This window comes from Cupriavidus oxalaticus (genome assembly GCF_016894385.1).
In the GTDB taxonomy this organism is placed as follows: Bacteria; Pseudomonadota; Gammaproteobacteria; order Burkholderiales; family Burkholderiaceae; genus Cupriavidus; species Cupriavidus oxalaticus.
In genome coordinates this window covers 1,366,309-1,390,269 of record NZ_CP069811.1, presented here as the reverse complement: position 1 = coordinate 1,390,269, position 23,961 = coordinate 1,366,309, and the positions used below count along the sequence as shown (strand labels likewise).

25 protein-coding genes and 2 pseudogenes are annotated in these 23,961 nt (G+C 64.5%); 16 read left to right on the top strand and 11 right to left on the bottom strand.

Going from position 1 to position 23,961, the window contains the following annotated elements:
* Nucleotides 1-168: 168 nt before the first annotated feature.
* Genes JTE92_RS06150 through JTE92_RS06140 form a run of 3 tightly spaced genes read right to left on the bottom strand, consistent with a single transcriptional unit; the run spans nt 169 to nt 2,843 of the window.
* Nucleotides 169-1,335 carry an acyl-CoA dehydrogenase family protein gene (locus tag JTE92_RS06150; RefSeq protein ID WP_063239310.1) on the bottom strand — a complete coding sequence of 389 codons (1,167 nt, stop codon included), beginning with the start codon at nt 1,333-1,335 and terminating at the stop codon, nt 169-171.
* Nucleotides 1,328-2,077, bottom strand: a complete 750-nt coding sequence (locus JTE92_RS06145; RefSeq protein ID WP_063239311.1) for an SDR family NAD(P)-dependent oxidoreductase — start codon at nt 2,075-2,077, stop codon at nt 1,328-1,330. Before JTE92_RS06145 ends, JTE92_RS06150 begins: the two co-directional genes overlap by 8 nt.
* 25 nt (nt 2,078-2,102) lie before the next feature.
* Nucleotides 2,103-2,843, bottom strand: a complete 741-nt coding sequence (locus JTE92_RS06140; protein ID WP_063239312.1) for an IclR family transcriptional regulator — start codon at nt 2,841-2,843, stop codon at nt 2,103-2,105.
* 349 nt (nt 2,844-3,192) lie between these two features.
* Here JTE92_RS06140 and JTE92_RS06135 point away from each other — a divergent pair, with 349 nt between their 5' ends.
* From JTE92_RS06135 to JTE92_RS06125, 3 genes are all read left to right on the top strand, one after another.
* Nucleotides 3,193-4,179, top strand: coding sequence for a Bug family tripartite tricarboxylate transporter substrate binding protein (locus JTE92_RS06135; protein ID WP_239477800.1), 987 nt, complete (start codon nt 3,193-3,195; stop codon nt 4,177-4,179).
* 189 nt (nt 4,180-4,368) lie between these two features.
* The gene (locus JTE92_RS06130; protein ID WP_063239314.1) at nt 4,369-5,343 is read left to right on the top strand and encodes an NAD(P)H-dependent flavin oxidoreductase; all 975 of its coding nucleotides are present in this window, start codon (nt 4,369-4,371) and stop codon (nt 5,341-5,343) included.
* A gap of 13 nt (nt 5,344-5,356) precedes the next feature.
* A complete protein-coding gene (locus JTE92_RS06125; RefSeq protein ID WP_063239315.1) occupies nt 5,357-6,187 on the top strand; it encodes an enoyl-CoA hydratase/isomerase family protein in 831 nt (276 codons plus the stop codon).
* 108 nt (nt 6,188-6,295) lie between these two features.
* On the opposite strand, the gene JTE92_RS06120 is transcribed toward JTE92_RS06125, so the two are convergent.
* A complete protein-coding gene (locus tag JTE92_RS06120) occupies nt 6,296-6,517 on the bottom strand; it encodes a DUF1484 family protein (RefSeq protein ID WP_063239316.1) in 222 nt (73 codons plus the stop codon).
* Nucleotides 6,518-7,160: 643 nt separating this feature from the next.
* Between JTE92_RS06120 and JTE92_RS06115 the strand changes: the two genes are divergently transcribed.
* From JTE92_RS06115 to JTE92_RS30350, 10 genes and pseudogenes are all read left to right on the top strand, one after another.
* The gene (locus JTE92_RS06115; protein ID WP_198065801.1) at nt 7,161-8,414 is read left to right on the top strand and encodes an alpha/beta hydrolase; all 1,254 of its coding nucleotides are present in this window, start codon (nt 7,161-7,163) and stop codon (nt 8,412-8,414) included.
* A gap of 46 nt (nt 8,415-8,460) precedes the next feature.
* Nucleotides 8,461-10,164: an AMP-binding protein gene (locus tag JTE92_RS06110; RefSeq protein ID WP_063239317.1), complete on the top strand. Its 1,704-nt coding sequence runs from the start codon at nt 8,461-8,463 to the stop codon at nt 10,162-10,164.
* 1 nt (nt 10,165) lies between these two features.
* Nucleotides 10,166-11,041 (top strand): VOC family protein, encoded by an 876-nt coding sequence (locus JTE92_RS06105; RefSeq protein ID WP_063239318.1) that lies wholly within the window; start codon nt 10,166-10,168, stop codon nt 11,039-11,041.
* A gap of 8 nt (nt 11,042-11,049) precedes the next feature.
* Nucleotides 11,050-12,210, top strand: a complete 1,161-nt coding sequence (locus JTE92_RS06100; RefSeq protein WP_063239319.1) for an FAD-dependent monooxygenase — start codon at nt 11,050-11,052, stop codon at nt 12,208-12,210.
* Nucleotides 12,207-12,656, top strand: a complete 450-nt coding sequence (locus tag JTE92_RS06095) for an acyl-CoA thioesterase (protein ID WP_063239320.1) — start codon at nt 12,207-12,209, stop codon at nt 12,654-12,656. The genes JTE92_RS06100 and JTE92_RS06095 overlap by 4 nt, the downstream gene beginning before the upstream one ends.
* A gap of 20 nt (nt 12,657-12,676) precedes the next feature.
* Complete coding sequence (locus JTE92_RS06090; RefSeq protein ID WP_063239321.1) at nt 12,677-13,432, top strand: maleate cis-trans isomerase family protein; 756 nt, start codon at nt 12,677-12,679, stop codon at nt 13,430-13,432.
* 320 nt (nt 13,433-13,752) lie between these two features.
* Entirely contained in the window at nt 13,753-14,511 is a 759-nt protein-coding gene (locus JTE92_RS06085; protein ID WP_232353445.1) for a TetR/AcrR family transcriptional regulator, read from the top strand.
* A 215-nt stretch (nt 14,512-14,726) separates the two neighbouring features.
* Complete coding sequence (locus tag JTE92_RS06080) at nt 14,727-15,692, top strand: Bug family tripartite tricarboxylate transporter substrate binding protein (RefSeq protein ID WP_063239323.1); 966 nt, start codon at nt 14,727-14,729, stop codon at nt 15,690-15,692.
* Between the two features lie 38 nt (nt 15,693-15,730).
* The gene (locus JTE92_RS06075; protein WP_063239324.1) at nt 15,731-16,195 is read left to right on the top strand and encodes an MBL fold metallo-hydrolase; all 465 of its coding nucleotides are present in this window, start codon (nt 15,731-15,733) and stop codon (nt 16,193-16,195) included.
* A pseudogene (locus JTE92_RS30350) lies at nt 16,125-16,307 on the top strand (porin); the annotation flags it as partial. The gene JTE92_RS06075 and the pseudogene JTE92_RS30350, both read left to right, overlap by 71 nt.
* Before the next feature lie 213 nt (nt 16,308-16,520).
* Here JTE92_RS30350 and JTE92_RS30345 read toward each other — a convergent pair.
* The 6 genes and pseudogenes from JTE92_RS30345 to JTE92_RS06050 form a co-directional block, all read right to left on the bottom strand.
* Nucleotides 16,521-16,753: pseudogene (locus JTE92_RS30345) on the bottom strand (MFS transporter); the annotation flags it as partial.
* A gap of 88 nt (nt 16,754-16,841) precedes the next feature.
* Nucleotides 16,842-17,606: an arsenical resistance protein ArsH gene (gene arsH / locus JTE92_RS06070; RefSeq protein ID WP_063239325.1), complete on the bottom strand. Its 765-nt coding sequence runs from the start codon at nt 17,604-17,606 to the stop codon at nt 16,842-16,844.
* Nucleotides 17,603-18,025, bottom strand: a complete 423-nt coding sequence (gene arsC, locus JTE92_RS06065) for an arsenate reductase (glutaredoxin) (RefSeq protein ID WP_063239326.1) — start codon at nt 18,023-18,025, stop codon at nt 17,603-17,605. Before arsC ends, arsH begins: the two co-directional genes overlap by 4 nt.
* A gap of 97 nt (nt 18,026-18,122) precedes the next feature.
* Nucleotides 18,123-18,827 carry an aquaporin gene (locus JTE92_RS06060; RefSeq protein ID WP_063239327.1) on the bottom strand — a complete coding sequence of 235 codons (705 nt, stop codon included), beginning with the start codon at nt 18,825-18,827 and terminating at the stop codon, nt 18,123-18,125.
* Entirely contained in the window at nt 18,811-19,308 is a 498-nt protein-coding gene (locus JTE92_RS06055; RefSeq protein ID WP_063239328.1) for an ArsI/CadI family heavy metal resistance metalloenzyme, read from the bottom strand. Before JTE92_RS06055 ends, JTE92_RS06060 begins: the two co-directional genes overlap by 17 nt.
* Nucleotides 19,305-19,640, bottom strand: a complete 336-nt coding sequence (locus tag JTE92_RS06050; protein ID WP_063239329.1) for an ArsR/SmtB family transcription factor — start codon at nt 19,638-19,640, stop codon at nt 19,305-19,307. The genes JTE92_RS06055 and JTE92_RS06050 overlap by 4 nt, the downstream gene beginning before the upstream one ends.
* A 302-nt stretch (nt 19,641-19,942) precedes the next feature.
* On the opposite strand from JTE92_RS06050, the gene JTE92_RS06045 reads away from it, so the two are divergent.
* The 3 genes from JTE92_RS06045 (at nt 19,943) to JTE92_RS06035 (ending at nt 22,255) form a co-directional block, all read left to right on the top strand.
* Nucleotides 19,943-20,755: an AraC family transcriptional regulator gene (locus JTE92_RS06045; RefSeq protein WP_063239330.1), complete on the top strand. Its 813-nt coding sequence runs from the start codon at nt 19,943-19,945 to the stop codon at nt 20,753-20,755.
* 82 nt (nt 20,756-20,837) lie between these two features.
* Nucleotides 20,838-21,575, top strand: a complete 738-nt coding sequence (locus JTE92_RS06040; protein WP_063239331.1) for a dienelactone hydrolase family protein — start codon at nt 20,838-20,840, stop codon at nt 21,573-21,575.
* A gap of 125 nt (nt 21,576-21,700) precedes the next feature.
* Nucleotides 21,701-22,255, top strand: a complete 555-nt coding sequence (locus JTE92_RS06035; protein WP_063239332.1) for an AAA family ATPase — start codon at nt 21,701-21,703, stop codon at nt 22,253-22,255.
* 398 nt (nt 22,256-22,653) lie between these two features.
* On the opposite strand, the gene JTE92_RS06030 is transcribed toward JTE92_RS06035, so the two are convergent.
* The gene (locus tag JTE92_RS06030) at nt 22,654-23,838 is read right to left on the bottom strand and encodes an FAD-dependent oxidoreductase (RefSeq protein ID WP_063239333.1); all 1,185 of its coding nucleotides are present in this window, start codon (nt 23,836-23,838) and stop codon (nt 22,654-22,656) included.
* Between the last annotated feature and the right edge of the window lie 123 nt (nt 23,839-23,961).

Here is a 23,961-nt window from a genome sequence, read left to right as displayed (position 1 = left end):
ATTCACGACAACGCCAAATATTCGTCGTCCCCGCGTAGGCGGGGACCCAGTGGCTTTTTTCCCCCCTTCGGTGGACTTCAAAGACGCTGGATTCCCGCCTGCGCGGGAATGACGGTGGTCGTTTTGATGTTGTCGCGAAATAGGGAAACATCAATAATTTCTTGGTATTCAGGTCAGGGCGCTCACGCCCAGGATTTCGCGGCCGATGATCAGCGTCTGAATTTCGGTCGTGCCTTCGGGAATCATCCCGCCGCGCGTGTCGCGGAAGATGCGCTCGATGGGGTAGTCAGTCGCGTATCCGATGCCGCCATGCACCTGCAGGCCGAGGTTCGCCACCTCGAACGCCGCCTCGGTGGCGTACAGCTTGGCGATCGAGCATTCCGTGCGCGCGGTGCCGCTCTGCATCGCCCGCGCGGCGCGGTAGCCGAGCGAGCGCGCGGCCTGCACGCGCATCGTCATGTCGACGATGTGCTTCTGCACGAGCTGGAACGAGCCGATCTGGCGGCCGAACTGCTTGCGCTGCAGCGCGTAGTCGATGGACAGGTCGAGTGCGCACTGCGCCGCGCCCACCGCGCCCATCGCCACATTGAGGCGGCCAAAGTTCAGGCCGATCAGGATCTGGCGCAGGCCCTGGCCCTCCGTGCCGATCAGGTTGGCGGCCGGGACCTCGGCGTTCTCGAAGGTGAAAGCGGCGGTGCCGGTGCTGCGCGTGAACACCACGTCGACCGGCGTGGCGTCGTACTTCGTCACATCGCGCTCGACCAGGAACAGCGACAGTTCGCCGTTGCAGGTCTCGCTGTAGGTGCGGGCCACCACGATGCCGAAGTCGGCGAACATGCCGTTGGTGATCCACAGCTTGCTGCCGTTGAGCACGTAGGTGTCGCCGCGCTTGTCGGCGCGGGTCTTGACCTCGGCCACATTGGAGCCCACGTCCGGTTCGGAGATCGACACGAACGGCTTGCGCGCGTTGCGTAGCAGCGGGCGCACGAAGCGCGCCTTCTGGTCCTCGGTGCCGTAGGCGTTGATGATGCCGGAGACGATGTTCAGGCCGTTGAGCAGGATGCGCAGCGACAGCCAGCAGTAGCCGGCTTCTTCCATCATCACCGCCCAGGTCGGGTAGTCCAGGCCAAGGCCGCCGTCGGCCTCGGGCAGGATGCCGCCGAAATAGCCGAAGTCGATCAGGCCGGCCATCGCCTCGTGCGGGAACTGCTTGTCGCGCTCGGCCTGCGGGATGCGTGGCGCGATGTGTTCCTTCAGGTAACGGCGGATATTGTCGCGCAGCAGTTGCTGGCTGGCGTCCAGGCCGTCGACGTCGACACTCGGTTGATCAGCCATAGCGGCCTCCCGTCACGAAAAGGGTGGTGCCCGTGATGTAGCGGGCGTGTTCGGACGCCATGAAGCACACCGCGCCGGCGATGTCGCTGGTCTGTCCGGGGAAGGAGACGGCGTTCTTCGCCATCACGTTGGCGAGGATGGTTTCGTAGTTGGGCAGGCTCTTGATGTACTCGGTCTCGATATAGCCCGGGGCGATGGCGTTGACCGTCACGCCCTTGCGCGCCTGCTCCAGCGACAGCGCGCGGGTGAGCCCGAGGATCCCGGCCTTGGCGGTCGAGTAGTTGGCCTGGCCCGGATTGCCGAACAGGGCGCGCGAGCTGATGTTGATGATGCGGCCCCAGCCGCGCTCGTGCATCGCGGGCAGCACGGCGCGGCAGCAGTGGAAGGCGCCCTTCAGGGTGACGTCCAGCACGAGGTCCCAGTCGGACTCGTCCATCTTCAGGATGGTGCGGTCCTTGACCAGCCCGGCGTTGTTCACCAGCACGTCGATGCGGCCGTAGGCTTCCAGCGCGGCGCCGGCAAGCTGCTTGACCTGTTCTTCCTTGCGCACGTCGCAGGCCACGGCGATGGCCTTGCCGCCGGCCGCCTCGATGGCGCGGGCGTTTTCCGCGGCTGCGTCGAGGTCGAGATCGGTCACGACGACCGAAGCGCCTTCCTTCGCCAGCATGCGTGCCGTCTCCGCGCCGATGCCGCGCGCCGAGCCGGTGATGATCGCCACGCGATCGTTCAATCCAAGATCCATGTCTGCTCCAGATGCCAGGGGTTGCTCAGTTGTCGGCCTGCAGCGCCTGGCTGACTTCATGCAGGGCCGACAGATAGGTTTCGCGATGCTTTTCGATGCGGTCGACGGGGCCCGCCAGCGACAGGCCGACCGGCTGGCCACCGAGCCGCAGCGATACGGCCAACGCGGTGACGCCGGGCGTGCCCTCGTCATGGGCCTCGTACCAGCCCAGTTCGCGGCCGCGGCGCAGCTGTTCCAGCAGGCGGTCCACGTCCACCACGGTGTGCGGGGTGACGGCGGGCCGGCGAATGGCGTTGAGACGCGAGCGGGCCTCGTCCTCGGGCAGCATGCCCAGCATCGCCTTGCCCAGCCCCGAGGCGTGCAGCGCCACGCGCTCGCCCACGTCGAGGATGTAGCGCAGGGGCAGCCGGCTCGCGGCGGCGGCGGCCACCTTGACCGCCGTCGGTTCCAGGACGCCGAAGAAGGCGCTTTCGTTGGTGCGCTCGGCTAGCTGCTCGACGGCTTCCTGCGCCACGCGGGTCAGCGGATCGCTTTCGGCAATGCGGCGCGCGGTTTCCAGCAGGCGGCCCGTCGGGTAGAAGCGCCGCGTGCGCGAGGTGCGCATCAGGTAGCCGAGGGAATGCAGGGTGTGCAGCAGGTCGGAACAGCTGCTGTCCGCCACGGAAAGCAGGCGCGCCACGTCGGAGTTCGACAGGTCGCGCTGTTCGCGGGCGAAGACTTCGAAGACGGCCATCGTGCGGCTCGCGGCAGGGATCAGGGTGGGCAATTGGGGCTCCGTCGATCTGATGTATGTACGGAATGTGGGATTACTTTACGACATGTCGTACATAGCTTGTCAAGATAATTCGATGGGTTGGGGTTCTGTACGAAATATCGTATTCGTCCGGAAACCCGCGTCTTTGCCGGGTCTCCAGCCCCCAATCGATTCATCTAGGTGTTTTCCCATATATGGAAGACATGTCCTGCATGTCGTAGAATAAATTTCGATGAACGGGAGCGATCTACGACATACCGAAAAAGCTTGTGCCGGGAACGTCCCGTTGCGGTTCCCGGCCAAGCCGCCAGAAGGAGACGAAGGAATGACCAGAAGGGCTATCAGGAACCGGCTTGCCGGGATGGCAAGAACGATGGGCGCCGCGATCGTCGCTGGGGCGGTGATCGCCCTGACGCCGACGGCATCGGCACAGGCAGCGACTGGCGAGGGCTATCCCGCCAAGCCCGTGACCCTGGTCGTGCCGGGGCCCCCCGGGGGCATCACGGACCAGCTCGCGCGCCTTGTCGCAGCCCGCATGGGGCGCGATTTCGGCGTACAGGTCGTGGTGGACAACCGCCCCGGAGCGGGCGGCAACATCGCGGCGGAGCTTGGCGCCCGCGCGCAGCCGGACGGCTACACCGTGCTGATGGGCACGCAGGGCATGATGGTGAGCAACCAGTTCCTCTACAAGTCGCTGCGCTTCGATCCGTCGAAGGACTTCGTCCCTGCCCAGGGACTCGCGTCGATCCCGAACGTGCTGGTGGTGAGCAGCCGGCTGCCGTTCCGTTCCGTCAGGGAACTGGTGGACTACGCCCGCGCGAATCCCGGCAAGCTGACCGTCGCCTCCGCCGGTAACGGGACCGGCACGCATCTCGTCGCCGAACTGTTCCAGGCCGAGGCCGGAATCCGGCTCGTCCACATTCCCTACAAGGGCAGCGCTCCGGTCATCACCGACCTGCTGGCGGGACAGGTGGACCTGGCCTTCGACTATCCCGTCTCGACGCTTGCGCAGATCGAGGCCGGCAAGCTGCGCGCCTTGGCGGTGACCGGCGCCACGCGCCTGCCCGCGCTGCCGCAGGTGCCGACCACCGCGGAGTCGGGCTTTCCGGGCGTCGAATCGACGTCATGGATCGGACTCTTCTTTCCGGCCAGGACCAGCCCGGCCATCGTGGCGAAGTGGCAGGCCGACATCGGCCGCCTGCTGGCCGATCCCGCGGTCATTGCCGAGATCCGGAAGATGGGCGGCATCCCGCTCGCGCTCGGCGGCGCGCGGCTTGGCAGCTTCGTGGCGTCGGAACGCGGCAAGTGGAAGGCGGTCATCCAGCGTTCCGGCGCTACCATCGACTAAAAGGGCCTAACAAAATGACCGGCTGGCTGGTTGCTCCCCTCTCCCACGCAAGTGGGAGAGGGGAGCAAACCATCGCTCATTTTGTTTGCGCTTCCAAATACCACCCCATGCCGGCTCGCGAAGCGCGTATCGCGGCGGCGGCAGGCGCGGGGCATTTCAACACCTACCCAACATCGACAGAGAACAAACATGAAGACACGTCTCACCGAATTACTGGGCATCCGATACCCGATCGTAAAGGGCGGCATGCAATGGATCGGCCGCGCCAGGCTGGCAGCGGCCGTATCGAACGCCGGCGCACTCGGCATGGTCACGGCGCGCACGCAGCCCAATCCGGACGAACTGCGGCGCGAGATCGACCGCACGCGCGAACTCACCGACCAGCCGTTCGGCGTGAACCTCACGCTGTCGTTCGCGGCCCAGGGCGTGGTCTACGACGACTGGGTCGCCGCGATCGTCGCCAGCGGCGTGAAGATCGTCGAGACCGCCGGCAACAACCCGCGCCCCGTGATCGAGGCCTTCAAGTCGGCGGGCATTACCGTCATCCACAAGTGCACCTCGGTGCGCCACGCGCGGGCCGCTGAACGCCTGGGCGTGGACGTGATCTCCATCGACAGCTTCGAAGCGGCCGGACATATCGGCGACGGCGATGTGGGCAGCATGGTGATGATTCCCGCCACCGTGCAGGCCGTGAACATCCCGGTGATCGCCTCCGGCGGCATCTGGGGCGGACGCGCCATGGCGGCCGCGCTCGTGCTGGGTGCCGAGGGCGTGAACGTCGGCACCCGGTTCACGCTGACCCAGGAATGCGAGATCCACGAGAACGTCAAGCAGATGCTGCTCCAGGGCACCGAACTCGATACAAGCCTGATCAAGCGGACGCTCGGCCATACCGCCCGCTACTTCCGCAACCCGGTGGCCGATGAAGTCCGGTCGATGGAACATCGGCCCGGCGGCGCTACCTACGAGGATCTCGCTCACCTGCTGGCCGGCCCGCGCGGCAGGAAGGCACTGGATTCCGGCGATGTGCATGCGGGGCTGGTCTGCGCCAGCCAGGCCGTTGCACTGATCGACGACATCCCGACCTGCGAGGAACTGGTCTCGCGCATGGTGGCCGAGTGCCGCAGCGCGCTGCAGGCATCGCTCAACCGCTTCGACGCCTGAGGAGGATCACGACATGCAGGAAGACATCATCACGCTGCGCGAATCGCGGCTGGAAATCCGCGATGGCATCGCCGTGTTCACGCATACGCAGCCCAAGCGGCGCAATCCGCTCTCGCTCGAACTGCGCGAGGACTACACCGACATGCTGGACCGCGTGGAGGGCAACCCGGAGGTGCGCGCCCTGATCATCACCGGCGAGGGCGGGGTATTCAGCGCCGGCGGCGACCTGCGGGGCATGAAGGCGCGTATCGACAACCCGGATGCGCCGCAGCACACGCCCGACGCCACGCGCCGCCGCGTTCTCGTGCTGCATGGCTGGGTCAGCCGGCTGCGCAGCCTGGAGATCCCGGTCATCGCCGCCGTGGACGGTCCGGCGGTGGGTGCCGGCATGGGGCTGGCCCTGATTGCCGACTTTGTGCTGGCGTCGTCGCGCGCGTTCTTCGGCATGTCGTTTGCCAAGGTGGGCATGATCCCCGATATGGCCGCCGCCTATTTCCTGCCGCGCGTGGTCGGCATGGCCGTCGCCAAGGATTTGATGATGACGGCCCGCCGCGTCAGCGTCGAGGAAGCGAAAGACCTGGGCATCGTGCATTCCATCTTCCCGCACGAGACGCTCCCGGAGCAGGCACGCCAGTTCGCCCGGCGCTTCGCTGACGGCCCGCCCCAGGCGCTCGGCATGACCAAGCGCATGCTCAACAGCGCCTTCGAGACTTCCTACGCCACGTTCGTCGAACTCGAATCCGCCGCGCAGGCCGTGGTCACCACCACGCCGTTCCACCGGGAGGCCGTGCAGCGCTTTGTTGACGGCCAGCCCGGGCGTTACGACTGGGATCGCCAGGTGTGAGTCACAGGCGTATGTCCGTCTGAAGGCGAGCCGTCAAGGAAGGGGAAATGCAAAGCCGCAGCCGGAAACGGCTGCGGCCTGTCTTTCCTGCAGAGTCGAACCCTCGGCTCACTCCGCAGGACACAACCTCTCTGCCATCTGGTCCAGTTGCACTTTTATCATCGCCAGCAGGCAATGGACGCCGTGGCATGCCTCGGAACGTTCGCTTTCGACTTCCAGCAGCGACAGGACGCTACCCAGGCCGGCCTTGATCCGATCGAGCGATTCAAGGCATTCTGCCGGAATGGCGGCCGGGACGATTTCTTGATTCTGACGGGCTTTCTGTTGCATTGCAGGCTCCTGAAAAAGCTGGGGGAAACCCGCCGGAGTGGTGCATGGGAAGGGTGGCGGGCCTGACAGCGGGGGTAGCAATACCGGAGGTTCAGCGAAAAACCGGCCAGCCATACGGCTGCCCCGCCCGGCCCGCCGTTGAACGGCTTGGACGAGACCGTCTGAGACGGTACTTGCTGAACACTTTTCGGGTTGCTACGCCCGATCACCGCTGTTTCGGTGATGGCGTCCAGTGTTGCGAACTCTGTTGCTCATGGCGATCAGAGGATTCGCAATTTGCCTTTGGCTTTCTCCGAAGGCTTTCGCCGGCAGGATGGCGGCTACCGACTCATGTCTGCCGTTCGGTTGGCCACCGGCTCGGTGGGCAATTCCGGTGCAGCGCATCCGGGCAAACCACTATTTAATTCAGTGTCAAATATTAGTAATTTAATTGCTCTGGTATCAATTCTTAGGTCGGATCGATCCGTCGGTGGGGGACATCACCCATCGCATCCCTGACCGCGCGCCGCCAGCAGGCGAATCAGCTAACACGGGTAGCGGGCACGCCACTTTTTCGGCACGCCGTTGAGTCGCATCAAATTATTTGACTGTATCTCAAATAATTTGTAGATTATTGATACGGTCTCATTTTATGGAGGGCAGCATGACGGAACAGGACAAGCCGCAAGTGACGGCAGGGATGCGGGGGGCCTCATGGGACACCCGCCTGATGGATCGCCCGTATCAGATGGTGCCGTACGCGCTGGGCACAGCCGACGGACAGCGCACACTCGGCTTCCTGTTCAGCGTGACCGGCAGGGAAAAGACCGTCGTTTCCCTGATGCATCCGCGCGAGATGGCCATTACGCACTACCTCGTGCCGTTCGTGCTCGATGCCGGCTGCGCCTGCTGGGTGCAGGGTCCGCGCTCCATCGGCAACGACCTGCGGCTGGAGCATGAGATTGCCCTGCTGGATGTGGCTGCCGGCATGACGCACCTGCGCGACCTCGGCTACGAGAAGATCGTCATGCTGGGCAACTCCGGCGGCGCCGGACTCTATACCTTCTATAACCAGCAGGCGCTGACGCCGCGCGAACTCCGCATCGCGCGCACCCCGGGCGGGCGGCCGACGAACCTCGGCGACGTGCACATGCCGGAAGTCGACGGCTTCATACTGATCTCGCCGCACCCCGGCCAGGGCAAGTTGCTGATGAGCGGAATCGATCCCTCGGTGACGGATGAGGACGATCCCATGCAGACCGATGTCACGCTCGCCCCCTTTTCGCAGGCCAACGGCTTCGACGCGGAGACGGGAGAAGGCCGATACGCGCCGGAATTCGTCGAGCGCTACCGTGCGGCGCAGGTAGAGCGGGTCGCGCGGATCGACGCGCGCGCCAAGGCCATGCTCCGCACGAAGCAGGAGGCGAGACAGCGCGTGAAAGCCGGCACGGCCACGGATGCCGACCGCCGCGCCGCCGCGCATGCGCCCATCTTTGAAGTCTGGCGCACCGACGCGGACCTGCGCTCATGGGACATCACGCTCGACCCGTCGGACCGCAGGACCGGCTCGCTATGGGGCAAGGACCCGTTCGTATCGAACTGGGGCAGCGTGGGCTTCGGGCGCGTGGTCACGCCGGAGTCGTGGCTGTCAACGTGGTCGGGCCTGTCGTCGAATGCATCGCTGGAAAAGACACTGCCGGCGCTGCACCAGCCGACGCTCCTGCTGGAATACACGGGCGACCAGTGCACCTTCCCGGCAGACATTCGCGCAATCTACGAGCAGATTCCCGCCGAACACAAGCGCCATCTCCGCGTGCGCGGCAACCACCACGGCATGGCCCTCAGCCGTGAGGAAGAACCCGGCCAGCGCATCGCCGGCCGGCACATCATCGAATGGCTGCGTGAGACGATGGCCTGAGCGCCAGGCGGACAAGCAGATAACAACATATCAAGGTAGACCGACAATGCTGCAACCCATCTCCGTACGCCCGAGCGTCCTGCTCGATGGCGTGCGCTATCCAGACGAAGACCGGCTGCGCCGCTACGTGGCCGAGGGATACCTGACCGGTGAAACACTCGTCGGCGCCTTCCGGCAGTCGTTTCGCGACAATGCCGACCGGCTGGCCCTCGCCGGCCCCGAAGGCGAGTTCACCTATCGCGAACTGGACGAGCGCACCGACCGCCTCGGCGCCGCGCTGCTCCAGCTTGGCCTCCGGCCGCTGGACCGCGCCATCTTCCAGTGCGGCAACAGCAACGAACTGCTGCTGGCGTTCTTTGGCTGCCTGAAGGCTGGCATTATCCCGCTTTGCTCGTTGCAGGCGTTCCGCAAGCTCGAGATCGGCTATCTCGGCAACCTGTGCGAAGCGCGTCTGCATCTCGTGCAGGGTGACGATCCGAAATTCGACGACATCGCCTTCGCCGAGGCAATGCAGGCCGAGGTGCCGAGTCTGCGATTCATCCTGCAGGCCCGTGGCGAGCGGCGGGGCAGCGCGGTGCTGCTGGCCGACCTGATCCGCGACATGCCGCTCGAACGCGCGCGGCAGATGCTGGCCGATGTCACCCACGAACCGTTCCAGGCAGCCGTGTTCCAGCTCTCCGGTGGCACGACGGGGGTGCCGAAGATCATCCCGCGCTTCCAGAACGAGTACCTGTACAACATGCGCGCGGTCGCCGCGTACAACCGCTACACGGCGGACGACGTGCTGTTCTTTCCCACGCCGTTCATGCACAACCTCAACATGGGCTGTTTCTTCGGTCCCTTCCTGTTGAGCGGCGCTTGCGTGACCGTGGCGCCGAACATTGCCGAGGACACGCTGCAGGCGCTCGTGCGCGACTACGAGCCGACGTGGTTCGGCGTGGCTGGCCCGATCCTGAATCGCATCGCCCCGGAATTGCTGCGTGGGACCGCCCAGGACCGCGCGCGCCGCAACTTCGTCGCGCCCAAGAATGCGGCCAACATGACGCGGCTCACTGGCTCGCCAACCCACCATATCTTCGGCATGACCGAGGGCGTCATCATGTTCACCCGGCCGGAAGACCCGCAAGAGGTTCGCGAGCAGTCGGTCGGCTACCCGGTGTCGGAGGCCGACGAGGTCAGGATCGTCCACCCCGGGACCGAAGACCCCGTGGCGGACGGCGAGCCGGGCGAGGCCCTGTTCCGTGGACCCTACACGATCCGCGGCTACTACAAGTCCGAGAAGGAAGACGTGACGCGCTTCACGGCCGACGGCTTCTACCGCTCCGGCGACCTGATGTCTTCGTCGGTCGTCGACGGCCAGCGCTACTACTACTTCTGCGGCCGCATCAAGGATGTCGTCGATCGAGGCGGCGAAAAGATCAATGCCGAGGAGCTGGAGAACGTCATCAACCTGCATCCCGGCGTGCTGGCATCCGCCGTGGTCGGGATGCCGGACAAGGTCTATGGCGAGCGCGTCTGCGCCTTCGTGCTGCTCAAGCCCGCGGCCGTTGCTTCCGGCCTGACCTTGTCCGCGCTGACTGCCTACCTCCACGACGCCGGCCTCGCCAAGTTCAAGTGGCCGGAGCGGCTCGAAGTGATCGAAGAATTCCCGCTGACCGCCTCCGGCAAGCTCAGCAAGGCGCTGCTGCGCGAGCGCATCGTGCTGCTTCTGCAGACCGAGGCAGCGGCAGACATCCAGCAAGGAAAGTGACATGACACACCAGAATCCATCCGCCCGCCCCGACATTCCCGCAGTTGCGCTGCACGGCGTCCATCACACCGCGCGCCCGACGTGGAAGCTTGCCGAGACCGTCCATTTCTACCGTGACCTGCTCGGCTTGCCGCTGGTCCACGCGATCTCGGCCAAGGGGTGGGGCCCGGACAACCACGCCGATTTCCTGCACTTCTTCTTCGACAGCGGCAATGGCAGCACGATTGCGTTCTTCTATTACATCGGCACCGAGCGACCCGACTGGCTGACCGTGCGCGAGCACTACCAGGATCGCGCCACCCACACGGCCTGGCGCGTGCGTGACGAAGCGGAACTGCTGCAATGGCGCCAGCGCGTGGAAGCGGTCGGCATTCCGCTGCGCTACCAGATTCGCCACGAAGTGATCGAGTCGATCTACTTCAACGACCCCAACGGCTACCCGATCGAGATCACGTGGCAGGTGCGCCCGTTCAGCGACGCCGACAAGCGCGACGCCATGCTGACCATCGAAGCCGGTATCGGGATGGAGAACGCACGGGACAAAGGCGCCACGTTCGGCTCCATCGAGCCCGTCTGGCAGCGCAAGGCGCGGCAGATCGACGAGGCGGTCGCGGCTGGCAAGGCGTCGGTCTATGTGCTCGACGTGCCCGAGTTCGCGCCGCTGATCGACCTGGCGCGCAAGACGCCTGAGTACCAGACCACGCCGCTCGGCAACGGCTACGTGCGCATCGACGGCAATCCCACCCTGCAGTTCCGCCGCAAGGAACTCGGCTTCAAGCCGGCCGTCTGGTACGGCGCACTGACCGGCGGGCTGGCGGGGCAGATTCGCCAGTTCGACATGGAAGCGCTGGTGATCGCGCCGGGAGATGCTGAATGAAGCCCGCAATGAAAGTTGCCATCATTGGCGGTGGCCCGTCCGGCCTGTTCCTGGCGATCCTGCTGAAGGAACGCATGGCCGATGTGGACATCGATGTCTATGAGCAGAATCCGGAGGATGCGACGTTCGGATTCGGAGTCGTGCTGGCGGACACCGGACTGTCGAACCTGCGCTCGGCGTCGCCGGTCGTGGTGGACCGGCTGTCGAGGGTCATGCGCTTCAATGACGAGCATGCGATCGTTTGCCACGAGCATCCGATCGTGATGAAGAAGCCGGGCGCCGGCGGCGGGGCGATCCCGCGCATCAGCCTGCTTTCGGTGCTGCAGGCGCGCGCGCACGAACTCGGCGTGCGGGTGACGTACAACCAGCGCATTGCCGACTTCAACGCGCTCGACGCCGACCTCGTCGTCGGCGCCGACGGCATCAATTCGCAGTTGCGTACCGCGAACGAAGCGGGGTTCGGCACGCAGCGCCGCACGCTGACAAACCACTTCGCGTGGTTCGGCGTCGAGAAGCCATTCCCGAGCCCGGCGCTGGTGTTCCGGAAATACCAGGGCGGCTGCTTCGTCGCCCACTACTACCCGTATTCGGATTCGATGAGCACGTTCGTGGCGGAGTGCGACCACCAGACCTGGATCGACTTCGGCATGGAGGACATGAGCGCCACCGACCGGCAGGCACTGTTCGAGACCGTGTTTGCGCCGGAACTCGACGGTTACGGGCTGGTGTCGAACAACTCGACGTGGCGGCAGTTCCCGGTCATCGTCAACGAGAAGTGGCACGTCGGCAACCAGGTGCTGATTGGCGACGCACTGACCAGCGCGCACTTCTCGATCGGATCTGGTACGCGCATCGCCATGGAAGACGCGATGGCGCTGGCCGATGCGATCGTCGCGCACCCGCATGACGTGCCTGTCGCCCTGGCGCAGTTCGAGGCGGCGCGCAAACCGGAGAAGGCCAAGCTGATCAGCGCCTCCGAGGCGTCCTACAACTGGTACGAGCGTATCCGCGAGTGGATGGACCTGCCGACCCCGCACGAGTTCGTCTACCGCTTCATGACGCGCACCGGCCGCGTGGACGAGGAGCGCCTGCGCAAGCAGTTCCCGGAACTCATGGCAGAACTGGCCGCCGGCGGCGTGGCCGGCACCGCTTCCGCAGGCCAGCCATGATGCAGGCGACCGAGTACGTGCTCAGCGAGCAGCCCTTTGTCGTCAGGCGGACGGTGCGGTGGGGCGACTGCGATCCGGCGGGCGTGGTCTACACGGGCCGCTTCACCGACTACCTGCTTGGCGCGGTCGGCCTTTACTCCGCCCACATGGCCGGCGGCGAGGGCCGGCTCGGCGAAGCCCACGGCGTGGGCCTGCCCTGCAAGGCCATGCGCCTCGAGTTCATCGGCACGCTCTGGCCTGACGACGTGATCGACATCACCTGCAACGTTGAGGCCATCCGCACCCGCTCCTTCGACATCCGCTGCAAGGCGCAACGGCCGGACGGCAGGCACGTGTTCGACGCCATGTTCTCGCCGATCTGCGTACGCCTCGACCGCCGCGAAGGCACGGCGATCCCCGACTCGCTACGGGCCGTGCTCGCCCGCTTTCTTGTTCCCGCTTCCTGACGTTTCCCGGAATTTCAACGATGACGTATCGCATTGGACAAATCGTGCCCAGCTCCAACATCACGATGGAGCGCGAGGTACCCGCCATCTTCGCCGCACGGATGCAGGCGCTGCCCGAGCGGTTCAGCTTCCACGCCAGCCGCGTGCGCATGCACCGCGTGGTGGCCGAGGAACTGGAGAAGATGAACCGCGACATGGGACGCTGTGCGCTCGAACTGGCCGACGCGCGGGTCGACGTGATGAGCACCGCCTGTCTCGTGGCCACCATGTGCATGGGAAAGGGCTACCACCGGCAGGTGATCGAGGAACTGGCGGGCGCGCTCGGCGATGCGCCGTACCGGCCGCAGATCATGACGTCGGCCGGCGCGCTGGTCGAGGAGCTGAAGGATTTCGGCGCGCGGCGCATCTCGCTGATGGCGCCGTATAGCGATGCGCTGACCAGGACGGTGGTCGACTACATCGAGCACGAGGGGATCGAGGTCAAGGACGTCATCAATTTCTCGATTCTCGACAACCTTGAAGTCGGTGAGCGCAACCCGCTGGAATTGCTCGAAGACGTGAAGCGGCTCGACGTCACGGGCGTGGACACCGTGGTGCTTTCCGCCTGCGTGCAGATGCCGTCGCTGGCCGCCATCGAGCCTGCCCAGCAGGCGCTCGGCATTCCCGTCACGTCCACCGCTGTCTGTACCGCGCGGCAGATGTTGCGCCGGCTCGGCCTTTCCGCCGCTGCGCCCGGTGCCGGGGCGTATCTCGGCAGCCAGTCGGGCTTGCGGTAAGCCGAGGCCGCGCCGCAACCCTCAATCGTCGCTACCAACAGTCACTAACCACCACAAGGGCAGCCGTGGTCCTGTCCCTCGGGCGTTACAGGCAGGCCAGCCCGCATGCCGCCATGGCGGCGGCCCCGGCCTCGGCCTGATCGGCCGGAGGCAAGGTGGCATCACGCGCGAAGGCGGATAGAATTGGAGCACCAGACGAATCTGGTGCTCTCCCGAGTCCGTTCCGCCTCTTTATCATGCCTGCTGCAAGCAAATCGCCAGCCCGAAAATCGTCCGCCGCAACCGTAGAGAAGGCGACGCCCCAGCCAACCGGCAGTCCGGTGCCGCGCCGGCGCGGCCGCCCGCCCAGGGCGGAGTCGCCCATCGGCACCGAGCCGATGCTGAGCCGGGTGACGATCCTGCAGCACGCGATCCAGCAGGCCAAGACCATGCCATTGGACCAGATCTCGATGGTCCAGCTTGCCAAGGATTTCGGCGTTGCGCCGGGCCTCATCCACTATTACCTTGGCGGCCGCGACCAGCTGGTGTCGGGCGTGCTGAACGACTACTACCGGCAACGGATCCAGCGTTTGCCGGCGCTGACCGGCGACTGGCGCACCGACGTCGAACAGATCGCCCGGCTGAGTTTCCAGGTTGCGGTCGAGAATCCCGGGGTCAGCATGTACGTGGCGTCGCATAACCGCTATCGGCTGTTCCAGGACGTGCAGCCGGGCGAGACCGACTACGGCCTGGAGTTTTTCAACCGGATGACCGCCGCGCTGATGCAAGGCGGATTCTCGGCGGAACAGGTGGCGCTCGGGTATCACCTGCTGGCGCAGTATCTTGTTGCAGCCAGCATGGCCGAGGCATCCCGTCAATTGCCGGCCTATCACCAGGCGTTTATCCAGAACAGGCTGGAATCGGTGTCGGCGGAACAGTACCCCGGCGCGCGCTTTGTCAGCAAGGTGTTCTCGCACCTCACGTCCGATACCGCCTTCGAGGCTGGCTTGCGCATCACGCTTGACGGTATCGAGGCGTGGCCGCGCGAGGGGAAGGGCGACGTGAAGCCCGCCAGGAAGAAGAGTACGCGCGCCGCCTGAGCGCGTTCACGCCTCGTTTCCCTCCGCGCCCGGGACGCGCGGTCTTCCACGTTCGTCCATGCCGGGCAACGACGCCGGCGCGCTAGTGGTATCTCCTTATTTGAGACTAAGTCAATAAAACTACAATGCATATTTGATTGCATGTCAAATAATGGCGACGAGCGAACCAAAAGCGCACCAGGCGCGAACCGCCAGCGCCAGACTCTGGAGATCATATGAAGCGCCCCCTTCTTTCACTTGCGTTGCTGGCTGGTACGGCGATTGCACTGCCGGTCCACGCTGGCGCCTACCCGGACAAGATGGTCCGCATTCTTGTCCCATCCATTGCGGGCAGCGCGCCCGACATCATCGCGCGGCAGGTAGCCGAACGCCTGACCAGCGCCTGGAAGCAACAGGTCATCGTCGAGAACAAGCCCGGCGGCAACGGCATCGTCGCAATGAGCGCGCTGAAGCAGGCACCGGCCGATGGCTACACGCTGGCCATCTTCCACGCCGCAGCGGCCGTGACGACGCCGGTCATGTACAAGGAGGCGAAGTTCGACATCCAGCGCGATACCGACGTGGCGGCCACGCTGGCCTATACACCGATGATGTTCGTCGCGGGACCGGGGACGACCTACAACAGCCTGGCCGACGTGCTCAAGGAAGGCAAGGCGCGTCCCGACCATGTCGTGATCGGCAGTCCGACGCGGGGCTCGGTGCCGCACCTGACCGCCGAGATGATGGGGCAACTGCAGAAAACCCGTTTCCGTCAGGTTAGCTTCAGCGGCACGACACAAGCGATCCAGGCGGTGGTGAAGGGCGACATACCGGTCTATGTCGACGGCATTGCGCCGCTCGTGCCGCTCGTGCGCAGCGGCCGGCTGAAGGCCCTGGCTGTCACGTCGGATACCGCGCTGCCCGGTCTCGACGGCATTCCGCTTGCCAGCGGCATTGTCCCCGGGCTTGTCGCCAAGGGCTGGTTCACTGTCTTCGCACCCAAGGGCACGCCGGCGCAGGTACTCGACCAGATCAACACCGTGGTCAACCAGAGTCTTGCGCAGCAACCGTTCGCCGACCGCCTGAAGGACCTCGGCACGTACCCGATGCCGATGTCGCGCGCGGACGGCGCCCGTTTTGTCGCGGCTGAAAAGCTCCGCTGGGAAAAGGTCATCGCCGAAGCCGGCGTCAAGCCGGAATGAACAACCCCTCTATCCCCTTCTTCTACGGAGTTTGAGCGATGCGTCTTACCCCACGCCGGGCCTTGTCCCGGACGAAGACCTTTGCTCGCCAGATGCGCCTCATCATCGCACTGGCGCTGACGGTGGCTACGATACCCGTTCAGGCGCAACCGGCGCCCCCTGTGCCGATCGAGCAACGCACGGAAGCCAGTCTCGTACTGCTGGGTACTGCCGGCGGCAGAACGTCCTGGCGCGGCACGCAGTCCGCCGGCATATCGTCGGCGGTGGTCGTGAACGGACAGGTATACCTGATTGACTTCGGCGCAGGGTGGCTGCGCCGATATTTTCAGGCGGGCCTCGGCGCATCCCCTCCGTCACGCGGGCTGGAGTCACTACGCGCGGCATTCATTACGCACCTGCACGCCGATCACATCATCGACTATCCGTCGCTGGTACTGTTCGGCGCGTCGGACGGACATCTATGTGTCGGCCGCCTATGCGAAGAATGCTGGCTTGATGTTTGACTCGGCGGCGATCGCTTACGCGAACAGCCTGTCGCTGGGCAACAGCTATGTGCTTGGCCGGGGTGAGACGTCGATGATGGGTGTGGCATTGGGCGTTCGGCACAAGTTCTAGGATTGCAGTCAATCATCCACCCCCGCTCACACGGGGGTGCAAGCCGAGCCGTTTAGCGAACTACGGTGCGCAGACGCTGTAACACGACTGCCGGTGCGAACTGACATCGCGAAGGCTACCGCGCGGGCCGAGGTCCGTTGTCCGTTCAGGTTCACAAGCGAACTCATGGGCGCGAATGCCCGTTATTCGGCCGTGAGCCGCCGTAGGAAATCATAAGCCGAGATTGAGCGCCAATCCCAGGATCAGATGAAGTGCGGCCCAGGCAAGACAGGCGCCGCGCCATCCGATGTGCGATTCCATGAAGGTCGACAGGGCCAGCCGACCGTACTGGCGAAGCCAGCGATCAGGGTGATGCCGGTGACCGCGCCGCGAGAGCGATTACCGTACAGCGCGACGAGCGTAGCAAAGGCGGCTTCGTAAAGGCCCGCGCCCATCCCGATTCCGAGAGTAGGTGGAGCCCCATGCCAGTGTCTGGGCAACCCCCAGCCTGGCGATCACGCTAGTCGTTGGCTCCATGGCCATCCCGTTTGTTTGTTATTCGACTTCGCCGCTATCCGTATCGCTGACCTGCGCGTCCTGTTCATGGCTCATGGCTGCCGCGGCGAGCGCGGTGACGTTCGCCGGCGCCGCCTCCTTGCGCTCGCTGTAGCGATCCGTCAGGTAGTCGCTGCGATCGCGCACCAGCAGCGTGAACTTGTACAGTTCCTCCATCACGTCGACCACCCGGTCATAGTAGGAAGAGGGCTTCATGCGGCCGTTCGAGTCGAACTCCTGGTATGCCTTGGCTACCGATGACTGATTGGGAATCGTCACCATGCGCATCCAGCGCCCCAGCACGCGTAGCGCGTTGACTGCGTTGAACGACTGCGAGCCGCCGCAGACCTGCATCACGGCGAGCGTGCGACCCTGAGTCGGTCGGAGGGCTCCAATCTCCAGGGGCAGCCAGTCGATCTGGTTCTTGAAAACCGCGGTCAGCGTGCCGTGACGCTCAGGACTGCACCACACTTGGCCTTCCGACCACGCCGAGAGCTTGCGTAGTTCGACCACTTTGGGGTGATCCGCCGGGACACTGTCGCACACCGGCAGGTCATGCGGATCGAATACGCGTGTCTCCGCGCCGAAATGTTGCAGGATCCGCTCGGCTTCCTGCACGAGCAGTCGGCTATAGGACGTTGCGCGCAGCGAGCCATAGAGCAACAGGATGCGCGGTGGATGCGTGCTGACGCGTACCGGTTCCAGCTTATTCAGGTCCGGGGTATCGAGCACGGCGGGGACAACGTTAGGCAGCGCCATGGTCATTTGACCCTCCGGCCTTGCGCGTCGATGACGGCTTCCCCGTCTTCCTTGATGAAGGCGCCTTGCTGGGGCAACGGCAGAATATCGAGCACGACTTCAGAAGGCCGGCACAGCCGCACGCCAAGCTCCGTGATGACGAACGGCCGGTTGATCAGGATCGGATGCGCCAGCATCGCGTCGAGCAACTGCTCATCGGTCACGGATGGATCGGACAAGCCCAGTTCGGCGTAGGGCGTACCCTTTTCCCGGATGGCCTCACGAACCGTGAGGCCCGCATCGCGAATCAACTGCCGCAACGTCTGCCGGTCAGGCGGCGTGTTCAGATATTCGATGACATTCGGCTCGATCCCCGTATTGCGGATCATGGCCAGCGTGTTGCGCGAGGTACCGCACGCCGGATTGTGATAGATGGTGACAGACATGGCGATTCGATGATTTGGTTCGTATCTGGTTGCGAGCAGCGGATGGAATAGGGCTTCCAACCAAGGCGGCAAGCGTGACGCCCAGCTCGAGCCGGCGTCAGTCCGCCTGGCGCTTGCCGGATGCTTCGATGACGTTGGGGTGGCCGTGTGGTAGCGCACGAGGCTCCAGCAGCCGGTGCAGCCCCAGTCCGATGGCCGCGCCGAGACACTGCGCCAGCATGAAGCCCGGCACGCTCGCCGGTGCGATGCCGGCAAAGCTGTCGCTGAACATGCGCCCGAACGCGGCTGCGGGATTGGCAAACGATGTGGATGCGGTGAACCAGTATGCCGAGCCGATATAGGCCGCCACCATGGCGGAGGCGCGCCCATTTGGCGCGCGCAGAATCACCAAAAGGAGGCCGGCGGTCGTAACGGTTTCAGCAATCCATTGCCCAGGACCGCTGCGGACCTTGGTGGAAAGCTGCAGGATCGTCATGTCAAACATGGCATGGGCGAGCCAAGCCCCAAGCACCGCGCCTACGAGCTGGGCTGCGATGTATGGCAGCAGCGCCGCGCCAGGCAGCTCACGCCGTGCCACCATCACCGCGCTCACCGCAGGATTGAAGTGCGCGCCGCTGATCGGGCCAAAGACCTCGATCAGGATATACAGACCGCCGACCGTGGCCGCCGTGTTGGCCAGCAGGGCGATTGCGACATTGCCGCCGGCAAGCCGCTCGGCCATGATGCCGGAGCCGATGACGATGGCCAGCAGCAGCGCCGTTCCCAATGCTTCGGCGCCCAGTCTGTTACGCAGATCGACCATGACGCTCAGCTTTGCGAGATACGGTTGAGATGGTCCTGCAGCTGCCTTTCGGCGCGCGAGGCGCGCAGCAGGCCGATTCCTGGCCAGCCACGTCGGTTTTCCGGGATTCGCCGTACACCGGCACATTGCCCAAGGTGTGGAAGTGTTCCCACGCGATGCCTTGCGGGTCCGTGACCCAGTACTTCTCGCTTTTCGCATAGCAGCAGGTGGTCTCGCCTTCGTCGAGCAACGCCATGTCGGCGGCTTCGGCTCGCTGCTTCAGTTCGGCCAGCTCGGCCGCATCGTCCGTCTGAAACCCGAGGTGGTCCACGCCGGTCTCCGCGCCGCGGGCCGAGATGGCGAAGTTCACGCGCGGATCCTCCAGCATCCACTTCGCGTAGTCTTCTTTCACCACCGTTGGTTCGGCGGCGAAAAGGGCCGAGTAGTAGCGAATGCTCGCGGACAGATCGGTGACGCTGACGTGAACGTGGAAGCGCTTCATGATTTGGGCTCCGAGGCGACGGAACAGTTGGACACTGGGGAGCACGGATTGCCACTACAGCAGTTCTCCGTGAGGTAACCCAGCAATGCGTTCATGGTCTCGAAATGGGCCATGTAGATGATCGAGCGACCGTCCTGCCTGCTGGATAGCAAGCCGGCGCGGTGCAACTCCTTCAGGTGGAAGGAAAGGGATGACGCCGGCATTTCCATCAACTCGGCAATCCGGCCGGCCGGCAGTCCCGCCGGGCCGGCCTGCACCAGCAGCCGGAACACGGACAAGCGTATCGAATGGGCGAGCGCGGCAAGCGCTTCAAGGGCGTGCTTGGTTTCCATGATTTGACGATATTCGAAATATGGAAGCCTGTAAAGTGAAATTTGTGTGACGAAGCGCTCGGGAAGTGGATGGCTGCTTATGTAGTGGGCTTCGGCCGCCCCATTTCAGCGGCGTTTGTGACCGCAACTGGCCGGGTGCGGCCGTTGTCCTGCATCGGTTAGGCCATGGCGCGTTGGACCGCTCTGCCGCAGGGGGAGGGGAATATCAGGGACTGTGGCAGCCACAAGGTACCAGCGCGTGGCGAAGTTCATGTAAGAATCGGCGTTGAATGATCAGACCCCAGCCTCAGTGAGTCCTGCGTATGTTCCACGTAATTGCCCCGACCGCCGCCCTGGCTCCGTATGTCAACGGATACTGGTTCGTGCAGGACCTCGAGGGCGTCTACGAAGGAAAGCCGATCGTCACCTGTCCATACCCGGGCGCCGTCCTTTCGGTCAACTTCGGCCGCCCCAATGAGATGGAGGGCGGCATCACCGTGCCCGGGGTTTCCCTGCTGGGCTTGCAAACGGCCAGCCGACGCTGGCGCTCGTGGTCGGATACGTATTTCGTCATGGCGATGCTGAGCTGCACCGGGCTCGCACGGCTGTTTCCCGGCATCGGCTCCCACTGCAGGGATCAGTTGCTGGACCTGGCGGCCTACATGGGAGACAGGGCAACCCGCACCCTCAGCGTCGACCTCAGCGCGGCCTGGACGCCGCGCCGGATTGCCACGCAACTGGACGCCTGGCTGCTTCGGCGCATGCGTGACATCCGGCCGGTGGCCGAACTCCCGGCCTTCGCTGCGGCACACGCAAGCTTGAGCCAGGGCTGGCAGGTGCAGGAAGTCGCAAGCCTGGCCTGCATCAGCCGCCGCCAACTGAACCGCTGGTTCGAGTGGCACCTGGGCCTCAGCCCCAAGCGGCTGATGGACCTGGAACGCCTGCAATCCAGCATCCGGGCCGTGCAAAGCGGCGAGGGCGATGCGGTTTCCGGCTACAGCGACCAGGCCCACCAGATCCGAAGCTGGCGCCGGCGCCTTGCCTGCACGCCTGGCAGCTATGCTCGTAGCGGACCATCTGCACTGGCGGCGCATTTCTGCCGGTTGCCGGCAGATGGGCCGGCTTTTTACCTCTGACGAGGCGTCCGGCCAGCGTCCCAAACGTTCAATACGCCGTGTCGCCGCTCATGCATCCTTGCCGAACGAAAAGGAGATGCGCATGGATGCCGGAGTCTTTCCCCTGGAACAAAAGTTCGTCGAGTACACGGATGGCGAAACCGTGTTTGAAGGCTATGTGACCAGGCCGGCAGGCGTGACAACGCGTGCACCCTGTGTTGTACTCGCACACGAATGGAGCGGCCTCAACGAGGCAATGCGGCGGTGTGCCGACCGGCTGGCGTCACTGGGATACGTCTGTTTTGCGATGGATGTGTATGGCAAAGGCGTCCGCGGCGACCAACTCGGAGACAACGCATGCCTCATGAACCCGCTGCTGCGCGATCGCGCCTTGCTGCGCCAGCGGCTGCTGGCAGGGCTTGACGCTGCCAAGGCCTTGTCCGGCGTAGACGCGGGCCGCATGGCCGTCGTCGGGTACTGCTTCGGCGGCCTGTGCGCGCTGGACCTGGCGCGTGCAGTGCCGCCAAATCTTCTGGCTGCCGTCAGCGTGCACGGGGTCCTGCAGGCGCCGCGCATCGGCGAGCAAGCGCCGGTCACCGCCAGCATCTTGCTGCTGCATGGCTGGGAAGACCCGGTCGCTCCCCCGAACGATGTCCTGGGCATCGCCAGGGAGCTGACCGAGGCTGGCGCCGACTGGCAACTGCATGCCTATGGCCATGCCCGCCATGCGTTCACGTTCGAAGGCGCGAACTTTCCAGAGCGTGGCATCGTTTATGACGCTGCCGCGGACCGCCGTTCCTGGGCCGCCATGCGGGCGTTCCTGGCTGAGCGCCTGGCGTAGCCCGTGAACACCTGTCAGCACTCGAACGTGAAGAGGCTGTGGTTTCGAATTTACGCGAGAGCGTGGCCGCTGCCGCTGCCGATTTCGCTGGGTTTTCGGGACAAGCCTTTTACAGAGGATGAAAGATGAATCGACTTATTGTCATTTCCGGGTGTTCGGGCGGTGGCAAATCCACGCTGCTGACGGAGCTTGGACGACGTCGCTGCCCGGTGGTGGAAGAGCCCGGTCGTCGCATCGTGGCGGAACAGATGCGCAGCAGGGGAGGAGCACTGCCTTGGATCGATATGACGGCGTTCCTGCATCGTGTGATTGCACTGGCGAGGAGCGACTTGAAGGCCGCAAGCCAATCCAATGAATGGATTTTCCTGGACCGGGGGTTAGTCGATGCGATGGCGGCGCTTCAGCATGTCACAGGTGAACCGCTGTTGAAGGCGCTTGCAGGCGAGGCACAGCACTATCACCAGCTCGCCTTTCTGGTACCGCCCTGGCCGGAGATCTACGTCCAGGACTCGGAGCGACGGCATGATCTGGCCGACGCCACGGCGGAGTACTTGCGGCTTCTTGAAGCTTATCCGGCGCTTGGCTACGATGTCTGCATCGTACCGAAGGCCACCGTGGTTGAACGGGCCGACTTTGTCCTGGGCACGCTGCGTGCACGCATGCGGACGTTGTTTGCATAGACCGGGCCGTGTGGCTCCGCGGGTATCATCCAAGGCTGCTGCTCAATACCATGGATCGGCCTGGGATGTCACGCTATGGCTGAACTTGGCCCGCAGATGGGGGGCGCCAACCAAAAGCAGATTCACAGCCCACGGGAGGCTGAGGGGCGCTGACCGACCCTTCTGAGTCATTCGCGCACGGATCAGCGTGCGACTGCAATTTGACCATAGCTGTCGCTCGCAAGGTCCCACTATCCCTCCGTTCAGGCAATGGGTGATTTCTTGCCGTGCCCCATTAGCGACTGGCGAGGAGGTTATGCATCGGAGATATGCCTCACCTCGACGGGCTGATCGAGTTCGTCGACCACTGTCGAGAAGCTCGAGCTTGCGCGCGGCCAGGCGCGCTTGTTCCTAGCCTGTCAGGCGCTCTGCGCCAAGGGCAATTGACTGCGTAGCACATCCATTCTCGCGTAAAAATCGTGCACCTGTCGCTGCGCGGTGCGCCGCATCGTTTCGTTGCGCGTGTTGATGATGTCCGCGTCTTCCTGCGCCCCTGCCTCGCCGACTTTACGCGAGGTGTCCTGCACGAACTTGCACAAGGGATAGCGTGCCTCGCCAAAGGCTCGCAGCGCACTCTCCACGTCGACGTCACGCGACAGCATCTCCGCCAGCAGCACTGCGTCTTCGAGCGCCATCGCGCCGCCTTGTCCCATGAAGGGTGTGGAGGCGTGCGCGGCGTCGCCGATCATGATCACACGGCCACGGTGCCAGGGCAGCGGGGCGCCGACCTCCTCCACGGCGGTATACAGCACTTCGGAGTCGGCCGAAAGTGCGTCCAGGAACTGGCGCGCCGGGCCGCCGAATGCTGCAAAGCGGGCTTGCATCAGCGCCGGCCAGCCGGCGCGCTCATACCATTGCCCGGCGGGTTCGGGCAGTGTGCCGAACAGGTACAGTTGGTCATCGCTGATCGGCATGATGCCGAGCCTCTTGCCGGCACCCATCATCATGATCTTCGCGGTGAGGTCCTTCGGTCGCGTGTGCACGCTACGCCAGACGCCCAGTCCGGTGTAGACCGGCTCCAGCGGGCCTGCGACGAGACGGCGGATCTCCGAGCGTATGCCGTCTGCCCCGACCACGAGGTCATACTGGCCCGTGGTGCCATCGGATAGCGTGACGGTGACGTGCTCTGCCGTGTTCTGATCGATCCGGACAGCAGTAGTGCCGAGACGGATATCGACGCGCAGCAATTCGAGCCGGCTGGCGAGGATGCGATGCATCTCGGCTCGACGAATGCCGACGATCGGCGGAATGTCCGGGTGCCGGGACGGATAGTACGTATCGGTGATAGGTTCGCCGCGTTCGTCCAGGTAAATATTCCGGCCATCAGCAATGGCAAAGCCACCCGACACGATCTGCGGAAGTACCCCGAGGCTGCCGAGCGCCGCAAGGCCGTTGTGATAGATGAAGATGCCGGAGCTCTGGAATCTCCATTCCTGCTGCCTTTCCAGCATCGTCACTCGCACACCGGCCTGTGCCAGTGCAATGGCCGCCGCACAGCCGGCGATGCCACCTCCCACGATCAGTGCGTGTTCCACCTGCTTCATGCCCAAGTCTCCTTGTTCGCCAGCGCGGGCGATTGAGCGAAATTTGAGCGGAATTATTGGGCAGTAGCCCTGCCAGACTCAACCTCCAGAACGCCGGATTCGGGCACCGATCGTCCGGATCAG